Raw genomic sequence first — 18890 nt, 5'->3', positions numbered from 1 at the left:
ATATATCTAAACCAATTGTTGTAATCTTCATATTCGGACCCGCCCTTTGTTGATAAAGTGTACAAACTTATCATGGCTCACTATGAAGCCGATTAGAAGGGTGGGTCCATCTCATTATTCCGGCAATGTTTTTTAGCCGGAATCCAGGTGTTTGTTTTGCTTTGTGCTTATGTACTTTTTTACTTTATGGCCTACGGCCACTAACGTCGTGGCGCTTCACCCACACCAGATTAATATCGCAAGGTTCCACCCTGCACGGGCCAAAAGGGGGTCAACAGCAACCCCCTCTTGGATCACCCCTGCCGTTCCGGCAACATTTTCGCTTTTTAACCAAACAACAGCAGCGAAAAAATTGCGACGGAAAGTTAATCCATCTTCTGACCGCGTTTGTAACCGTCTTCAGCCTTATTCGAAAATGCTAACGCTTCAGATGGGGCGTCCCTTCCCCTCTAAAGCTAGCTGGCCGTCCATGGCCAGCTCACGTCATTTTCTTTAGCGGCCTCAATGAATATGAATCCGGAGGCTTAATCAGCTCACGTATTCTTTTGTAAGAAGTCTTAAACGTCCTCAAGTTCAGAGTGAATTTGACCATTTTAAAATCAAGTAAACTAACTCGTTTATGCCCCAAACCTTCTTAGAGTTATTACTCACAGCATTCGTATTCAGCTGTGTTTGACCCAATTTATCTAATGCTTCATTATGTGATTAGTTTACTATTTTCGATCCATCTGTGAACTAGATATATGGGTGCAGGTCAGTGGCTCGATTCAGACACAATAATAGCGGTTAATATGAGACTTTATTCTGTATCTACACTAGCTGTTTTCCTCTAAATGATGCTGAATTGAATGGCTAACTGATGGAGACGCATTGTTCTTCGATCTACACGGCGAACCAGAAGGAGATACAACTGGATATTACGAGAGTTATGTTATTGCCACGTCTGATGAGATGAAAGGGAGTTTTACCGCCCCCTTTGCAGGATCTCATGGCTGGTATTGGAAAAATAAGTCTACCACCCCTGTAACCATTAAATTACTGGTTAAAGGTCAATATAAAGTGATTGGTTTAAAATCATAAGGACAAGTAAATGAGATATTTAATTTTAATTTTAGTGATCTGTAGCGCTCTTGTCAGTAGTGATTCATTTGCACATGTAGATAGAATGAAAAGTATGGATCATTCAAGACATAGTCATATGAACGATGAAAAGGTCAAGGGTATTACAATAACAACAATACAGAAATTGACATTTAAAGACTTAGGATATGAAGTGGGCAAATTGCCTTCATCGTGGGAAAGCATAAGCACTGCCGATGTGAACATTGTAAGCACCCATGGGGGAAGCTATGTAGTGAGTGCGACTAATTCACAAACAAAAAAGACAATATTTTTTAAAATTGAAGACGATGGCGAGGTTGTTGCTATATCAGAGAGTAATGGCTTTAAATAAGCGGTAAGTAATGTAATAGTGATTGCCAAACGACTACTTCTAATTGAAGTAGTCGCAACCATTGTTCTTACTAAGTCAGGATAAGAACAAGGCGTCTAAAGGCGGCACTATCTACTTAGAAGCCTGTTGGTCATAATGGCAATTGATAACACCATCATCCTAATTGTTTACTACTACACATTATGAGAGCTTGAGTTAGTTAACTTGAAATGGTCGCATAATCATGTGAATCGCTTGGGTAATGGTGTCCCAGTGTTCATTTATTATGGAAGTTAAATAATGTTCGAAACTAGTCATAAAGATCGCTACTAACTGAAAAGTTAGAAACTAATAAAAAGCGACCGACTCATTGAGTGGTCGCTTTTTTTGCCCAGCGAAGCTGGCAAACCCGCTAGGCTGAAAGATGCCCAGATCAACCCTACTGAGGGGAAGATAATCGCAAAGGCGTTGTTGGTCAACGACAGGGTCTGAAGGAAGCCATAGGAAGTTAACAGTACACAACGCAAGTGAACCTGCTTCGGCAGTTGAGGTGGGTAAGCGTGCAAAATAACGCAAAGTCCTATACTCAGCCAGACCTAAGCTGTGTTTGAGGGTGGCATTGTTAACAGGGAGTCAGTGCAGTAACTGGGGAAGCCTGGCACTGAATCCGGATATAGACCGGAGACATTGAGTCAAGGCGAAAGCCAAGATCAATTTTAGTGTGTGGTGGCAGATGACCCCGTAGTAGTAGTGAGTTAAGCTTGGCCTGTGAAAGCCTGTAATGGTGTGGAGGACAAAAACAAGCTGACCATCAACAATGCGTTTTATGGAACGTTAACGGTCAAAAGCAGTTAAACGTTGCGAAGGGGTGAAGTACATTTTAAGTCTGTGATGAGCAGATGTTTTTTTTAGTGGTACCCAAACCGACTTGCTATCGGGGTATTCCTGCTTGGTTGATTATGGAAATAATCAACTGAAATGAGAAACCGTACAAGGGAGTAGCTTTGACAAACTTTAGTAAATTACCTGAGCTTCGGATAAGAAATTAGCTCCCCAAAGGAACTAAATGCTCGTTCCTTGATCCGATCATTCGACCAAGAGTTATTAGAAAAAGAAACGAGCATGAATAAATTAGTGAAACCTACTGTGATTTCGAGCGAAACTGGCAGAAATCCAGATCAATACAAATAAGCTGTTTAACGACTTAAGCGACAACAGTCTTTAAAAATACAGTTTAGTTTAATTGACGAAATCAATAAGAAATGTTCTACTTTAACTTTGTGCATCTGATGGTTATTTCTTTGAAAAATAAGTTTCTAAATTTAATATTAGCGATTGCGATTGTAATACAATCGTTTGTAGCTATTGCAAATTCACAAGAAACGCATACATTAGATGTACAACATATCCAAACCGAACATTCTCACGAATATGATAGCCAAATAGTTGATAACGAATTACCAATAGAAGGTGAACATAGTGTTGAGGACTGTCATCACTGTGGACATTGTCATGGGTTTCATTCTCAATGTTTGACTCAAACTAAACCTAGTATTGATCACAATATACTAGTAACTCATCAATACCTATATTCATATCAATATGCTAATGCATACTCTGATAACCCAATAATCCCTCCTATAAGTTAACTCTATTTGAATAGCTCATTTTAGCTGAGCATCTTTATATTCTTGTCTACTTACGATTTTACTGTCGTCAGTTAACACTACCAAAATAAATATGAGTTTAATTTATGAAAATATTTTTTAAAAAAAGTATTTGCGCCATGCTATGCGTCGGTATGTTTTTAGCTATGTTAATCAATATACAAAGAGCAAATGCACAACCAACATCGACGTCTTGGCTGTCAATGCAAATAAACAAACATCCAAATATTATTGCTGCCAAAGAAGAAATGAATGCTGTTTTTTCAAATGCGGAAGGGAACAAGCAACCGCTTTATAATCCTGAACTAGAGACTGGTTATGAGCGAGAAGGTGACGCTAATAATTATTCCATTGGCATTAATCAAACGATTGATTGGTGGGATAAACGAGAAACAAAAGAGCAACAAGCTAACTTTAGCTTAACTCAAGCAAGCAAACACTTTGACTTTCTTGTTCAAGAAAAGACAGCGCAAGCTTTACAAGCGTTAATTACTTGGCAAGCAGCTAAAAAGCAAGCTTTTATAGCTCAAGAACAAGAAAAGCAGTTGGAAACCATACTTGATTTAGTTAAGGATCGTCAAAAAGCAGGTGATCTTGGACAAGTAGATGCTGAACTTACTTTTTTAAGTTTATCTCAAATGTTGAATGTTACCGCAAAAGCACAAGTTCAATTAAAACAAGCTGAAGCTCAAGTCAAGGAGCTACTGCAGGATTGGACGCCGGATAAAGAGGTTTTACCTGCGCAAGGTTTGACTATCAGCAATTATCAATTATCACCTCAATGGCTTCAACAACATCCTTTAGTTCTAGAGGCAAAAGCGCAGTGGCAAATAGCTAAAAGTAATGCTCAACTGTCAATGTTGGAGGCTAAAGCGGACCCTACTATCGGTATAAATGCAGGTAAAAATGCAGGAGACAATGTGCTTGGAGTAACGCTTTCAATGCCTCTGAACATTCGCAACAATTTTTCAGCACAAGCAAGAGCTGCGAATCAACAAGCATTAGCTGCCGAAGCAAATTTTCTCTCCATTATGCGCAAACAACGGTTTTCTATTCAATCAAGTATCGACACCTTGCTCACTTATCAAAAAAACTATCAACGTTGGCAACAATTGATGGATGGAAGAGGTAAACGTAGTGGCGACTTGCTGCAAAAGCAATGGCAAAGCGGTGATGTGAGCACTACCGAGTATTTACTCGCTTTACAACAGCGTGCTGAAGGTCTTAAAGCGGGCATAGACTTACAAAGTCAATTTCAATTAAGCCAAATAGATTGGCTATTACAAGTGGGGCAAATTAAGACTGTGCTCCAACAATTATCTCAGCCTTGATCATTAAATGTAATTTGAATAATTAATAGTCAATGAACCAATTTTGGAAAAAACATATGAATAAGCAAATTAAATTAATAACGCTGGCCGTACTTTTTTGTGGAATAACAACCATAACTACTGCGACATTTGCAAATGTTCAATCATCTGAAAAAAACGAAAAGCATGTTGAAGAAAAAGATGATGGACATGGACATGAAGCTAAAAATGAGGAGGAAGAAGGTGCGGGAGTTAAACTTTCAAAGGGGCAATTAACTTTAGCTGAAATTAACATAACCGTACTAGAGCCTCAGACGATGGCTTACAGTATTTATGCTCAAGGGGAGATAAAGGCTAATGATTATACCAGTTATTTAGTCTCGCCAAGAGTAGATTCAGTGATACTAAAACGCCATGTTGCTTTAGGTGATCATGTTGAAATCAATCAACCGTTAGTCACCCTATTTAGTGAGTCAATGGCTGAAGCTCAAGCCAGCTATAGGCTCGCTGATTCAGAATGGAAAAGGGTTCAAAAACTTGGTCGAAAAGCGGTAGGTGAGAAACGCTTTATAGAAGCTCAGACCGATTTTGAGGCTGACTTAGGACGATTATATGCATTTGGCTTATCTACTGACGCTATTATCTCTTTGACTACCAACACTAAAAAACTGGGGCAATACACTCTAAACGCTGAGACTTCTGGCGCGGTATTATCTGATAATTTTCGTCAAGGCCAACGCATAGAATCGGGCGGTACTTTATTTGAGTTGGCTGATGAAGATACGTTATGGGTTGAAGCACGTTTAGCTCCATCAATGGAATTGGACTTACCTGAAAATTCAAAGGCGCAAGTAAATGTAGGTAACAATACATACATAGCTACGATCACTCAAAAAGCTCATACCATAGACCCAGTAACTCGCACACGTATTATACGCTTACAGGTTCAAAATGTCGGTCATAAGCTTCATCCAGGCTTATTTGCGGATGTCTATTTTGCCTTTGAAACGGACAAAAAAGTTCTGACTGTGCCTGAAGAAGCATTAATGCGTGGTAGTGATGGTGATTGGATGGTGTTTGTTGAAGAAAATGGCGAATTTAAAGGTGTCGAAGTTGAATTGGGACGACAACTGGGAAAATCACGTGAAATTTTTGGTTTGCCATCAGGTACTAAAGTCGTTACAACTGGCGCTTTTTATGTTGCCGCGGAAATTGCCAAAGGCAGTTTTGATGCTCATAACCATTAATTAACTGATAATTGGAGAACTAACACATGTTAAATCGTTTGATTGACTGGTCTGTCGCTAACCGATTATTGGTGATTCTTGCCTTGATTGCGTTCACGGTTTCGGCCTTTTTTATTATTCCTCGTTTGAATTTGGATGCATTTCCAGATGTTACCAACGTACAAGTGGCAATTAATACTGAGGCGCCTGGTTTGGCTTCGGAAGAAGTAGAACAACTCATAACCTTTCCAATAGAAGCCGTAATGTATGCATTACCTGATGTTGAAGAAGTACGCTCTATTTCTAAAACAGGCTTGTCTGGTATTACGGTTGTTTTCAAAGAAGGCACCGATATTTATTTTGCTCGTCAATTGGTTTTTGAACGATTGCAATCAGCAAAAGAATTGATCCCTGAAGGGGTTGGTACACCTGAAATTGGCCCAAACACTTCTGGTTTGGGGCAAGTATATCAATATTTATTGCTCGCTGATGAAGACTCGGGGTATGACAGCATGTCACTTCGAAGCCTTAACGATTGGGTGGTTAAATTACTCTTAATGCCAGTAGATGGCGTTACAGATGTTTTAGCATTCGGCGGAAATGTTAAACAATACCAAGTAAATATTAATCCTTCTCGTTTGCTTGCTTACCAATTAACTCAACAAGATATCGCTAATGCATTAGAAGATAATAATGACAATGCGGGAGGCTGGTATATGGATAGAGGCCAAGAGCAACTTATTATTCGAGGTGTTGGTTGGTTAAGTAGTGATGAAAAAGGTATTGAAGAACTAAAACAAATCCCTGTTAAAACAATTGAAGGTACTGTTGTTTATCTTGCTGATGTGGCCACTGTTGAATTTGGTAGCGAAATTAGACAAGGCGCTGTCACCATGACTAAAAGAGAAGGAGTTAACGGCAGTAAGTTTTTGGGTGAAGTTGTATCAGGTATTGTTTTAAAACGTATGGGCGCAAATACCAAAGTTGCCATTGATGGCATAAAAGATAGAATACCGCTCATTCAACAAGCCCTGCCAAAAGGTGTCACGTTTGAACCTATTTATGACCAAGCTGACCTAATTGAAAAAGCGGTTAGTACGGTTTCAAAAGCATTGATTGAGGCTTTTGTCTTTATTGTTATCGTGTTAGTACTTTTCTTACTGAATGTACGCGCTGTTTTATTGGTACTTATTTCTATTCCGCTTTCTGTTGGTATGGCGTTAACGGTAATGGCCTACAATGGCTTGTCTGCGAACTTAATGTCACTGGGTGGTTTAGCTGTTGCTATAGGGATGATGGTCGATGGTGCGGTGGTGATGATGGAAAATATTTTCAAACATCTTAGTCAACCCGATCGTCGTCATGAGCATGAAGGAACACACGACAGTGAAAATCCTTTTGATGTAGAAAAAGATACCTCTGTTGGTTTACGTATACAAATTGCCGCTAGAGAAGTAGCTAAGCCAGTATTTTTTGCCGTCACGATTATTATGGTAGTGTTTGCCCCTTTATTTAGCTTAGAAGGTGTCGAAGGTAAACTATTTCAACCGATGGCAATCAGTATCATGATTGCGATGGCCGCGTCCTTAGCCGTATCACTTATTGTCGTACCCGCGTTAGCCAGTTACTTCTTTCAAAAAGGCTTTAAAGCCAGAACCAGCCCTTTAGTTAGTGTACTGGAGAAACTTTACCGCAGTAGTTTAACAAAAGCGATGAATGCCAAAAAAGTTATTCTTCTGGGAGCTGGAGCTTTGCTTGTAGGTGCTTTATTTTTAGTACCGCATTTAGGCACTGAATTTGTACCTGAACTTGAAGAAGGCACTATTAATTTACGTGCAACAATGGCTCCATCAACCAGTTTAGCGACAGCGCTTTCAGTTGCCCCTAAACTGGAAAAATTATTACTGGAATTTCCTGAAGTTACCTACGCAGCCAGTCGTATTGGTCGAGCGGAAATTGGTGGCGATCCTGAGCCAGTGAGTAATATTGAGATCTATATTGGTCTCAAGCCTACCGCAGAGTGGACGAGCGCAAAAACACGCCATGAACTACAGGGCTTGATGGAAGAAAAGCTTGAGCAATTCCCTGGTTTATTACTGAATTTTTCTCAACCTATTGCAACCCGTGTCGATGAATTACTTTCCGGAGTTAAAGCACAGTTGGCAATAAAACTATTCGGTCCAGATCTCGATATCCTGGCTCAGCAAGGTCAGGCTATTGTTAATGCCATTCAAGGGGTTGATGGTGCGAGGGATGTTGCTATGGAGCCAATAGAAGGAGAATCTCAGTTAGTCGTCAGACCAAACCGTCGTCAATTGTCTCGATATGGTTTATCGATTGGTGATGTCATGAGGTTAGTGCGAAATGGTATTGGTGGTCAGGAAGCAGGACAGGTCATTAATGGTAATGAACGTTATGATATTTATCTGCGGATAGACAAAGCGTTTAGAGATCAGCAACAAACTATTGCTGATTTACGACTACAAGCCCCAACAGGTGCATGGGTACGACTAGGTGATGTTGCAGATATTGCCATTGAATCAGGCCCTCCTCAGGTTCGCCGAGATGATGTTCAGCGACGCGTCGTTATTCAAGCCAACGTACAAGGTCGAGACATGGGTGGTGTGGTAAAAGATATTCGAGCAGCAATTGCAAGTAAGGTTGATTTACCTCCCGGTTATTCCGTTGATATCGGTGGGCAATTTGAAAACCAACAACGAGCACAGCAACGACTAGCTATTGTTGTGCCACTTTCTATTGGCATTATTGCGTTGTTATTATATTTTGCTTTTACCAGTGTGGGTCAAGCCATGCTCATTCTCGTTAATTTACCTTTAGCCATGATTGGTGGCATAGTTGCCTTGTATATTTCCGGTCAATACCTATCTGTACCAAGTTCAATTGGTTTTATTACTTTATTTGGTGTCGCTGTTCTAAATGGTGTGGTGATGGTTGAAGCGATTAATCTGCGCATTGAAACAGGTACGGAAAGTATTGCTCAAGCCGTTTACGAAGGTGCTATATCAAGACTTCGCCCAGTATTAATGACGGCTATTATTGCCGCCCTCGGTCTGATACCCATGATCATGTCAAATGGTGTTGGTTCTGAAATACAACGACCATTAGCTACAGTCATTGTGGGTGGATTGGTCACTGCGACGTTCCTTACTTTATTTGTTCTTCCCGTACTTTATGCTTGGTTTTCTAAAGGTCGGATTGAAGAAATGAGAAGGTAGTGCTGCTTGGTTAAATAAATATAACTGTTTGCTTTAACTAGATATCCCGTAGGTATTCGCTGCGGGATATCAATTTATAGGAGAAAGTAATGTCCGACAATTCACATCAACACCCAGCTAGCCATGGACACAGTCATATTCCTAAAGATATGTCTTCAAGTCGTATTGGCTGGGCATTTATATTAAATGTTTGTTTTACTATTATCGAATTTATTGGCGGCTGGTTAACCAACAGTACCGCGATAATGGCAGATGCGGTTCACGATTTAGGAGATAGTTTATCCATTGGTCTCGCATGGGGATTAAACAAACTCAGCAAGAAAAGTCGCGATGAAACGTTTAGTTACGGCTACCACCGTTTTTCTTTACTTGGTGCGCTAATTAACGGTGTTGTCTTAATCGCGGGATCGATTTGGGTATTAACCATATCATTTCCTCGATTGATATCGCCAGAAATGCCTGATGCTCAAGGCATGTTGTGGTTAGCGATATTGGGGGTGATTGTTAACGGTTATGCTGCTTTCAAATTAAGTGAAGGGAAAACATTAAACGAACGTGTACTTAATTGGCATTTATTGGAAGATGTCTTAGGTTGGGTAGCCGTATTAATTGTTGCTATCGTCCTAATATATATCGAACTCCCAATACTTGATCCCATACTTTCAATAGGATTTACATTATTTGTTCTTTTTAATGTCTTAAAAAACCTCCGTACTGCAATACGTCTGTTTTTACAAGCAACACCTGAGAAAGCCATTCAAGAAAAAATAAAAATTGAATTATCAACATTGAAGTTTATTGAAGATATTCATCATTTCCATTTGTGGTCCCTTGACGGCGAAAGGCATGTTCTTACAGCTCATTTAGTAGTGAATCATTATTTTGATCAACAAGAATATATGGCAATAAAGCATGAAATATCAACACGACTTAGCCCTTTTTATCTTGAACATACAACACTGGAATTTGAGTTCGTAGACGAAATATGTAGAGATGCCTGGCTTGATTCTCCTTCAGTTGGAAATGAGATTATTACTTATTGCGAAGAGACGCCTCTGAGTTCTGAAAATGAGTATCGTGCAGCATTAATTTTATCTATTCTTGAAAATGACATGCAACAACACCCCGAAAAACTACAGCCGCTTACAGCAAGTATGCGTAGAAGTGCTGAAAGTTTAGTTGAAAGTGTAGAAATTGATTTTGGTGCTCAGTTATTAAAAGAGGATGAATAAACTTGTCTAATACTAATCCGATTGTTGTATCTGTTAACTATAAGTAGCAGAGCTAGAGTCAGATCAGTTTCAAGGACTGGTCAGTGATTTGTTTTCACTGAGCATATTTGCACATACCCCAACAGCTTGTCATTGGAAGCACATTTATCAGAAACTAACTCATTTCTGCCCGTGCGACGTGAAGTCGTATGAAGCGTTATTCACCACGATAAGAGTGAACCATCTGTATCATCAGGTGGCCCTATGGCTCTGAATAAAGTAGCTAGCCAGATAATGTATGTAGTGGGTGAGTAAAATTGGTCTTTAGTTTGTAGGTGATTCGACTGTTTTGCAGTAGCAGATGAATCACAGTTTACCGAAGTTAATAACTCGTTTCTGCCCCAAAGTTACTTAGAATCAAAACTCTATTTAACAATGCTTGCCTTCGTTTTCCATACAAAATTTAATTGATACTGCTCTTTTACAGAGACCATTTTTTACTGCCTAGATTGCATAATCTAATGAGCTGATTTTATATACAGTTATAATGCATTTTGGTTTAATTTATATAAAACAAGATAATAAGTAAATCCAAGTGCGTAATACCATGATGCCGATCGGTCAATACCATTCAAGCCGATCACTTTTTTGTTCGCCAGTAGACCTCCGTAAAATCTAGCTTCAGTGATCGGCTTCAGTCAAGGTATTTAGTTTTTTTCGCATCGATTCGCCTTTTAATTCCAACTTTATTGCTCCGTGAACAAGTCGATCTAGAATCGCATCAGCATGTGTCGATTCTCCTATCATTTCATACCAATTTTCGATCGGTAATTGACTGGCAATTAATGTCGATTTTGTATCATATCTTGCATCAATTAATTCCAATAAATCACTACGTTGTTGAGCCGTTAATGGCTCTAATCCCCAATCATCTAAGATCAGTAAATTAGCAGAGCTAAGCTTATTGATCAGTTTTCGATAACTACCATCGGCTTGCGCTAAGAACATCTTTTCTAATAGCTCCTTGAGCCTAAAATAATAAACGCTACTCCCTTGTTGGCAGTGGTTTTGACCAAGAGCGCAAGCGAGGTAAGTTTTTCCACACCCCGTTGCTCCCGTAATCAAAATATTTTGGTGAAGGCGAAGCCATTCACCTTGTGCTAATGAACGGATCTGAGTTTTATCGAGTTGTCGTGCTGCGCCATAGTTGAGTTGAGCAAGCGTGCCGCCAACTCTGAACTTTGCTTGTCGAGTTAGGCGGTCAATTTTACGCTGGTCACGCTGCGTTATTTCATGCTCAAGCAATAAACTTAGCCGCTCTTCGAAGCTTTGTTCTACGTATAGATTAGGTTGTTCAAGTTGCTGTAATAGCGCATCACGTATGCCGCTTAGCTTTAAGTTACTTAACTGGTTATTGACTTGTTGATTGATATTTTTCATAAGATTTCCTTTGATTGGTTAGTTTTTATTAATGGTAATAGTTATTGCCGCGGATATTTTTATGATCAATATCTTGTAGCGAATCACCCTGAGCTTGTGGCAAGGGTTGCTTATCCAAGCCTTTTTCTAAGATGGTTTTCACTTGTTTTACGCGAGTAACACCTGTGGCTAATGCGCGATGACAGGCGGCTTCAAGACGTTGGTCTGTAAACTTCTTACCTAGGCTTAATAACCCCATACAAGCACGGTAGCTTTGCTCTGGATGCTTTTTAGCTTGCATCAATTGCATAACAAACTGCTCGGTTGATTTACCAAACTGACTTGCCCAGCGCTCAAATCGCTGCGGTGTCCATTGCTGTTGTTTTTGGTGAGCGATAGGCATATGTAGCTCAAGTGTTGTATGCGCACCTTCTCGGTATGATCTGGGGTGAACAGCGACTCGTATGCCTTGATGGTAGAGTGTCACCAATTTTCCTGAGGCATGTGCTTCAAGTTTTTGCTTGATCAAGGTATGTGGCACTGAGTAATAGTGCTTTTCAATCTCAATATGATAATCAATATGTACGCTCACTTGTTTCACTAAGGTGTAGCTGTAAGGCAGCATGGGCAATGGTTTTAACGCTGGTTTATCAATGGCTTCAAATTGACTTAATCGTGAGCCAGGATGTTTTTTCATTTGTCGCTGATTTAAATCGATGAGTAATTCTTGAATCTTTAGATTTAATTGACGCAAGCTAAAGAAGGTTTCATTACGAAGACGTGCCATGATCCAACGTTCAACAATTTGTACACCCACTTCAGCCTTGGCTTTATCCTTTGGTTTATAGGGTCTTGCAGGCACAATGACGGTATCGTAATGCGTCGCTAGTTGTTGGTAGGTTGGGTTTAAGTCAGGCTCATATCGGCAGGGTTTGGTGACGGCACTTTTAAGGTTGTCAGGAATGATCTGCTCAGGAACACCACCAAGAAACTCAAAACAACGGGCATGACTCATCACCCAATCTTCAAGTTTCTGGCTGTAAGTCGCTTCGGCATAGGTATAATTTGATGCCCCCATGACCGCGACGAATACTTGTGCAGTACGGCATTCGCCTGTACTTCTATCAACAATACTCATGGTTGGGCCACAGTAATCCACAAACAGTTTTTCACCAGCTTTATGGTTTTGTCGCATCGAGGGTTTTTGGCATTTAAGCCATGCCTTGTACTGACGGCAGAAGTGAGTGTAACTGTAAAAACCTTCCGCGTGCCGCTCTTTGTATTCTTCCCAAAGCAGCAACAACGTCATGGTTTTAGGCCGAAGCTCTTGTTGAACTAACGACCAGTCAGGAATGGTAAAGCCTTTTAAACGAGGCTTTGTTTTGAAAAACGCTTGTTGTAGAGAGTTATCATCCCACTTCTCATCAAGCGGCCAGCAAGTAATGTCTAGCTCTGCTGATTTACAGGCATATTTAGACACGATTGAGGGTGAAACAGATAAGCTTTTTGCTATCTGACGATGACTGAGTTTACAGCCGTATTTTAGTCTTAAAATTTCTTTGAGTTTACGCATTGAAATAGGTGCCGTTGGCATGGTCATTCTCATCATCAAAAATGAAAAGAATAACGGTTAAAAACACCTACGGGCAGACAAAAAAGTACAAAAAACGAACGGTACTATTCAAGCCGATCACTCAATACTATTTTGACCGAAAAGTGATCGGCATCGATGGTATTGAGTGATCGCGATGAATGGTATTAGGTGATCGGCTTAGATGGTATTAGGTGATCGCGATGCATGAGAATATGCACCAAGGTAGTAAGTATCAATTATGCGATTAAACTTAACTGATTGATATTGTAGTAAATAAATTTTATGAACACTTTATTTAGGCTACATCAGTTTGTTCTTGGGTTTTGCGAATATCTTATTGCTTTACATCAACGATATTGCAAATGTAGGATGATATTGATCAATAACTTTATTTGGCGAGCCGTTCAATAAGCTATTAAACTAAGCCGCTGCGCGGAGCCAAATCAAGCTTCAATTGACTGTATTACTCATATTGAAGCAGCACACAGCAATGACAAGGGAATTTCAATGAAATACGTAAAAACCAAGCTATATGATCAGTTCGAAACTACTCTACAGCCCAGAGTTAGCATCAAAAAAGGAAAACCCTATAGTATAAAGCGTACCAATTAACCTGGACTAGGCATCGACCAAGTCAAACAAGAGATTTATGCGCAGCAAACAGCGCAACGCATAAGTACTAAAACGTTAGCCAATCGTAACTTCACACAAATGTAGAGTAAAAAAGAATGTTTGAATGGATCGCAAGTCCAGAGGCGTGGGTAGCATTAGCAACCCTGATAGCCTTGGAGATTGTTCTTGGAATAGACAACATAATATTTATATCAATACTTGTTGGCAGATTGCCAGAAAAACAGCGGGCTAAAGCTCGACAGATTGGTCTATCTTTAGCTATGGGCACTCGGTTACTACTGCTTTTCAGCTTGGCTTGGGTTATGGGCTTAGTTGAGCCTTTGTTTATTGTCTTCGGAAATGAAATATCTGGTAGAGACATCATACTAGTTATAGGTGGGCTTTTTCTTCTCGCAAAATCCACACACGAAATACACGGTAGCTTTGAAATACAAGAAGCATCTCAGGCTAAGGTTGCAGCCTCCGGGTTTATTTCGATCCTCATTCAAATTGCTATCCTTGATGTTGTGTTTTCACTTGATTCGGTAATAACTGCTGTAGGGTTAGTTGATCATCTAAGCATTATGGTGATAGCAATAGTTGCATCGGTTGGCGTTATGCTTGTAGCTGCAAAACCAATAGGTGATTTTGTAGATGCGAATCCTACAATCAAAATGTTGGCATTGTCTTTCTTGATATTAATAGGATTCACTCTTATAGCAGAGGGGTTCGATGTTCATATACCAAAAGGTTACGTTTACTTTGCTATGGCTTTTTCCTTCTTCGTGGAGATGCTCAACATAAAAATAAGAGATCGCAGGGCAAAAGCTATTGAGACAATCCATCTAGCAAAAAAAAATCACTGAAGATGAAAATACCTAACAAGTACATCATGCAAGGACTGGAATAGACTGTCACCTTTTTCGCGCTGCGCGGCAAAAAAGCCGCCAGCTTACCAGGCTGAAAACGCAGGCATTAACGGCTCTCATAGTCATACTTTTCCTAATGGTAATAGGCTAACACTCTAAAACGTTTATTATCCAAAAGTTTGTTAGATAGAACACAAGCCATTTTGTTTTTCGTAAAAAAATATCATTCTCCCATAAATATCTATTTTTTATATGTTTCGATTTGTCAGACTATGGGTTTATTTTATATGCGGTCATGTCAGTGATTAGGTTCGGCGACAGAACTGCAACTAAACCCATTGTTAGGGTAAATAAAAGGAAAGTAATTAATCTTTTCGTGCATTTTTCTGTATTGCTTGGGCGTTTTGTTCACCGACAATATGCAATGTTCGCTGAGGGAATGGGATGGTTAGCCCTGCGACTTCTATTGCTTCTTTCACTCGCTTATTTAAATCCCAGTACGCTGACCAGTAATCTTCATTTTTTGCCCATACTCTTAGCTGAATGTTCACTGCACTATCGATCATTGATGCAACCATCACTTGAGGCGCAGGTTCAGCTAACAATCTTGATTCACTCTCAGCAATTTTCTTTAATACAGCAAACCCTTCATTAATAGAGTCTGAATATGAAATACCCACAATAATATCCATACGTCGTTTACCATTACGAGTGAAGTTTTTAATATTATTACCCCATAGCATGTTATTAGGTGAGGCAATATATAATCCATCAGTGGTTTCAAGAATGGTTGTAAATAAATTTATTTCTCTAACGGTACCTTGCGTTCCACCAAACTCAATAAAATCGTCGGCGCGAAATGGGCGTACTATTAGTAACATAATACCTGCGGCGATATTGCTTAACGTGTCTTTCAGAGCCAGTCCAATCGCTAAGCCCGCAGCACCAACCAGCGCGATTAAGCTCGCTGTATTGACGCCAAAAATATCCAGAATAAATACACCACCAATGACATAAACCGCGTAACTGGCTATTGTTGAAAATAACGGGATTAATGTTTTATCAAGCCTGGTTCTCGTATTCGCGATTGCTTTACGAACCGTTTTGGCTATTAATGAGCTAGCGATCAGTATGGCAACTGCCAATAACAAATTATACCCGAGTGTTATAATTGTTTGTGAGTGATCAGACCAAAACTGCATGAGTGATTCTTTCATATCATTTATTCCTGTTTTTTGTTAAATAAAGCTAAATGTTAAGGCGTACTTAAAAAGGAGTAAAGCTAAGCAATTACTGATGACACCAACCAGACATTGTAGGCACAAAACGCGATTAATAAACCAACACCTTCATATCGGTTAATACGGCCCGCTCGACGAAAACCATAAGCAATAATCAATAAGGCTACCGTCATGCTCATCATCACTAACCAGTCGCGTGATAGTACTTGTTCAGGTAAGCTGGACATTGGCGAAATAACACCCGCAATACCAACAACAGCAAGTAAGTTAAACATGTTCGAACCAACAACGTTGCCTATCGCAATATCGTGCTCGCCTTTTCTAACGGCTATAACCGAAGCGGCAAGCTCTGGGAGTGAAGTACCCAATGCGACGATGGTGAGTCCAATAATCAAGTCACTTACACCAAATGCATGTGCAATGTTTACAGCTCCCCATACCAAAACACGCGAACTTACGATTAACAGCACAAGACCCAGCACTAACCAAAAAATGGCTTTTTTGAGCGGCATAGCATGATCAACTAATTCCTGATCCATCTCCGTTTCTAATTTGTCACCTTTACTTTTAATGGCAGAAAAAATACTCCAACCAATCAAAGTAAAGAACCCAACCAATAGCAGCACCGCTTCAACACGCGTCAATGCGCCATCCAAGAGAAAATAGCCCAACAGTAAGCCTATTAACAACAACAAGGGGATTTCTTTTCGGACAATTTTAGACTGCACCATAATCGGTGTAATAACGGCTGTTACGCCAAGAATTAAGCCAGTATTAACAATATTCGAGCCTAAGGCATTCCCCAGCGCTAAATCAGGATTACCATCTATTGCCGCCATGGCGGAAACCACCATTTCAGGTGCAGACGTACCAAAACCAACGATCACCATACCAATAAGCAGCGAGGGCATTCCAGCATGCTTAGCGGTTACCGCAGCGCCTTCAACAAAGCGATCAGCGCTCCACACTAATAAAATAAAACCACCTAATATAGCCAATATAGCAAGTGTCATAACGTTACCTTAAGTTAAAAAAATGAAATAAATTAATGCAGCCAAGACGATTCTATAAATCACATAAGGCCACATACCAAATCGATCCAGCCACTTTAAGAAAAAGTGGATAGCAGTCAAAGCCATGACGAAAGAAGTTAATCCGCCTACCAAAAAAGCAAGCAAATCGATATGTATGTCACTTGATGCCACTTCCAATATTTTTGCGCTCGCGGCCAATGCTGTAATGGGAATGGCAAGTAAAAATGAAAAGCGCGAAGCGGCTTCTCTGCTTAAACCTAGCAGCAAGCTTGCGGTGATGGTTGCACCTGAACGAGAGGTGCCAGGAATAAGAGCAAATGCTTGTGCGATACCGATGAGTAAAGCGTCTTTTAAGCGCAATGAAGATAAGTCGCATTGCTGGTTAGGCCGCCAATCAGCCCAGCCTAATAACAAACCAAACCCCAATGTGGTGAAAAAGACGACTTCAACGGATCGTAACTGCTCGTCAATGAGATCCATTAACAACAAACCAACCAAAGCCGCCGGCACTGTCGCAATGATTAACAACAGCAGGATTTTCCCTTGACCAACGAATTGACGATGTTGAAATGAACACAAACCATCGTAAATTAGGTTTGTTACATCATTTTTAAAGTAGAGTAAAACAGCAAGCAAGGTGCCTATATGGACAGCTAGGTCGAATGCCACCCCTTGGTCCTTCCAGCCAGCAACCAGAGGAGCGAGAATAAGGTGAGCAGAACTTGAAATCGGTAGGAATTCTGTAATACCTTGTATAATCCCTAGTATTACAGCATTAATTAAATCCATGTACACTCACTGAATACAAGAATGTACAAAAATAAAAATCAGACAAAATATTTATATCCTTGGGGTGGTTTGGACACAGGCAAACGTGGCTCTCCACCCCGAGAGCCGCATTTGCCTTAAGTCTTGTCAATCCAAATAGGACATAACCGCCACGAACTGCTGTTCGGGATATGTTGACTGCTATCTCAGACGGTACTGAGAGACTACTCCCCTAAGGTTATAATCATTATTTTAATTTTTTATATTCAACAGGTCAATAGAGTACTTTTGTATCCCTATTGAAGTGAAAATACTTTAACTGTGGATATACACTTAATGATAACTATGTCGTGAATTAGCTAATTTTCTCTGCAACATAGAGGTTATCCGTCAATCAAAACTTGCGTTAATGGGTAAGTTTGGCTAACTCATTTATCACTAAATTAGTGGGCGGCCTGACTCATTTCTGTCCTAATTCCACTAACTATAATCGTGATGACCAAGCAACCAAAAAGGAGGTCATCATGGTCATATTAAACCGTGGGCAACGAAGTGGTGTCAAAAAGCCTTTTCGTCTTGAAGAAATTTGGCGAATTCGTACCAGACTTGAGATTGAGAGCAACTTGATGCAGTTAGCACTGCTCAATTTGGCAATTGATAGCAAACTTAGGGCGAGCGACTTATTACCTTTGAAAGTATGCGATATTTCTTCTCAAGACCGGATATTTAATCGAGTTAAGCATATCCAACATAAGACTGACATTGAAGTTCAGTTTGAAATCACGTCAAGAACCCAACAAAGTCTGATTAAATGGATTTTGCTTGCATCGTTAAGCGCAAGCGATTTTGTTTTCCCCAGTCCTAGATTAAAGCAACAGTCGATTAGCTACTCATACTATAGATACATTGTTAGGAAATGGGCATCCGATCTGGGATTAGATCCGAACCTATATGGAACCCACTCTATGAGGCGAACCAAGGTGACTCTTGTCTATGCCAAAACAAAGAATATTCGAGCAGTTCAACTTTTACTAGGTCATACAAAGGTAGATAATACGATAAGATATCTTGGTGTTGAATTAGAAGATGCTCTCTTACTTTCAGAAAGTACAGATTGCTAATATTAAATGGCCCTACAACCTAGGGCCAGGGCGGGATCATACTTTGTTAACAGTAGGGAACTTTTTCGTATCGGCATGATCTGATCAGGCATGTTAATCTACTGAACCTAATCCATGTCCTTATTTGAACACTTGAAACTTATCGAAGAC

Annotated in this window: 11 protein-coding genes and 2 pseudogenes; 8 read left to right on the top strand and 5 right to left on the bottom strand. The window is 40.0% G+C overall.

Annotated features, from left to right (window positions below; translation table 11 throughout):
- Positions 1-846: 846 nt before the first annotated feature.
- The 6 genes and pseudogenes from GQA99_RS19570 to GQA99_RS19545 all read left to right on the top strand — a co-directional run.
- Positions 847-1080, top strand: a pseudogene (locus tag GQA99_RS19570) (hypothetical protein); the annotation flags it as partial.
- Between the two features lie 10 nt (positions 1081-1090).
- Positions 1091-1453, top strand: coding sequence for a DUF6488 family protein (locus GQA99_RS19565; protein WP_160056812.1), 363 nt, complete (start codon positions 1091-1093; stop codon positions 1451-1453).
- A 1732-nt stretch (positions 1454-3185) separates the two neighbouring features.
- Positions 3186-4430, top strand: a complete 1245-nt coding sequence (locus GQA99_RS19560; protein ID WP_160056811.1) for a TolC family protein — start codon at positions 3186-3188, stop codon at positions 4428-4430.
- A 56-nt stretch (positions 4431-4486) separates the two neighbouring features.
- On the top strand, positions 4487-5656 hold the full coding sequence (locus tag GQA99_RS19555; RefSeq protein ID WP_160056810.1) for an efflux RND transporter periplasmic adaptor subunit: 1170 nt from the start codon (positions 4487-4489) through the stop codon (positions 5654-5656).
- Positions 5657-5682: 26 nt separating this feature from the next.
- A complete protein-coding gene (locus GQA99_RS19550) occupies positions 5683-8871 on the top strand; it encodes an efflux RND transporter permease subunit (RefSeq protein WP_160056809.1) in 3189 nt (1062 codons plus the stop codon).
- Positions 8872-8960: 89 nt separating this feature from the next.
- Positions 8961-9866, top strand: a pseudogene (locus tag GQA99_RS19545) (cation diffusion facilitator family transporter); the annotation flags it as partial.
- Between the two features lie 897 nt (positions 9867-10763).
- On the opposite strand, the gene istB reads toward GQA99_RS19545, so the two are convergent.
- Both istB and istA read right to left on the bottom strand, forming a co-directional pair.
- Positions 10764-11522: an IS21-like element ISShfr5 family helper ATPase IstB gene (gene istB / locus GQA99_RS19540; protein WP_011637026.1), complete on the bottom strand. Its 759-nt coding sequence runs from the start codon at positions 11520-11522 to the stop codon at positions 10764-10766.
- Between the two features lie 28 nt (positions 11523-11550).
- The gene (istA, locus tag GQA99_RS19535; protein WP_160056813.1) at positions 11551-13095 is read right to left on the bottom strand and encodes an IS21-like element ISShfr5 family transposase; all 1545 of its coding nucleotides are present in this window, start codon (positions 13093-13095) and stop codon (positions 11551-11553) included.
- 728 nt (positions 13096-13823) lie between these two features.
- Here istA and GQA99_RS19530 point away from each other — a divergent pair.
- Complete coding sequence (locus tag GQA99_RS19530; protein ID WP_160056808.1) at positions 13824-14573, top strand: TerC family protein; 750 nt, start codon at positions 13824-13826, stop codon at positions 14571-14573.
- A 368-nt stretch (positions 14574-14941) separates the two neighbouring features.
- Here GQA99_RS19530 and GQA99_RS19525 read toward each other — a convergent pair whose 3' ends face one another.
- The 3 genes from GQA99_RS19525 to GQA99_RS19515 all read right to left on the bottom strand — a co-directional run bounded on the left by GQA99_RS19525 (position 14942) and on the right by GQA99_RS19515 (position 17640).
- On the bottom strand, positions 14942-15793 hold the full coding sequence (locus tag GQA99_RS19525) for a mechanosensitive ion channel family protein (protein WP_160056807.1): 852 nt from the start codon (positions 15791-15793) through the stop codon (positions 14942-14944).
- 65 nt (positions 15794-15858) lie between these two features.
- Entirely contained in the window at positions 15859-16830 is a 972-nt protein-coding gene (locus GQA99_RS19520) for a calcium/sodium antiporter (RefSeq protein ID WP_124017004.1), read from the bottom strand.
- Positions 16831-16839: 9 nt separating this feature from the next.
- Entirely contained in the window at positions 16840-17640 is an 801-nt protein-coding gene (locus tag GQA99_RS19515; RefSeq protein WP_124017005.1) for an undecaprenyl-diphosphate phosphatase, read from the bottom strand.
- 503 nt (positions 17641-18143) lie between these two features.
- Here GQA99_RS19515 and GQA99_RS19510 point away from each other — a divergent pair.
- Positions 18144-18740 (top strand): tyrosine-type recombinase/integrase, encoded by a 597-nt coding sequence (locus tag GQA99_RS19510; protein ID WP_124017006.1) that lies wholly within the window; start codon positions 18144-18146, stop codon positions 18738-18740.
- The last annotated feature ends 150 nt before the right edge of the window (positions 18741-18890 follow it).

Source organism: Shewanella litoralis, from assembly GCF_009828585.1.
Taxonomy (GTDB): Bacteria; Pseudomonadota; Gammaproteobacteria; order Enterobacterales; family Shewanellaceae; genus Shewanella; species Shewanella litoralis.
This window is presented reverse-complemented; position numbering and strand designations above follow the sequence as displayed.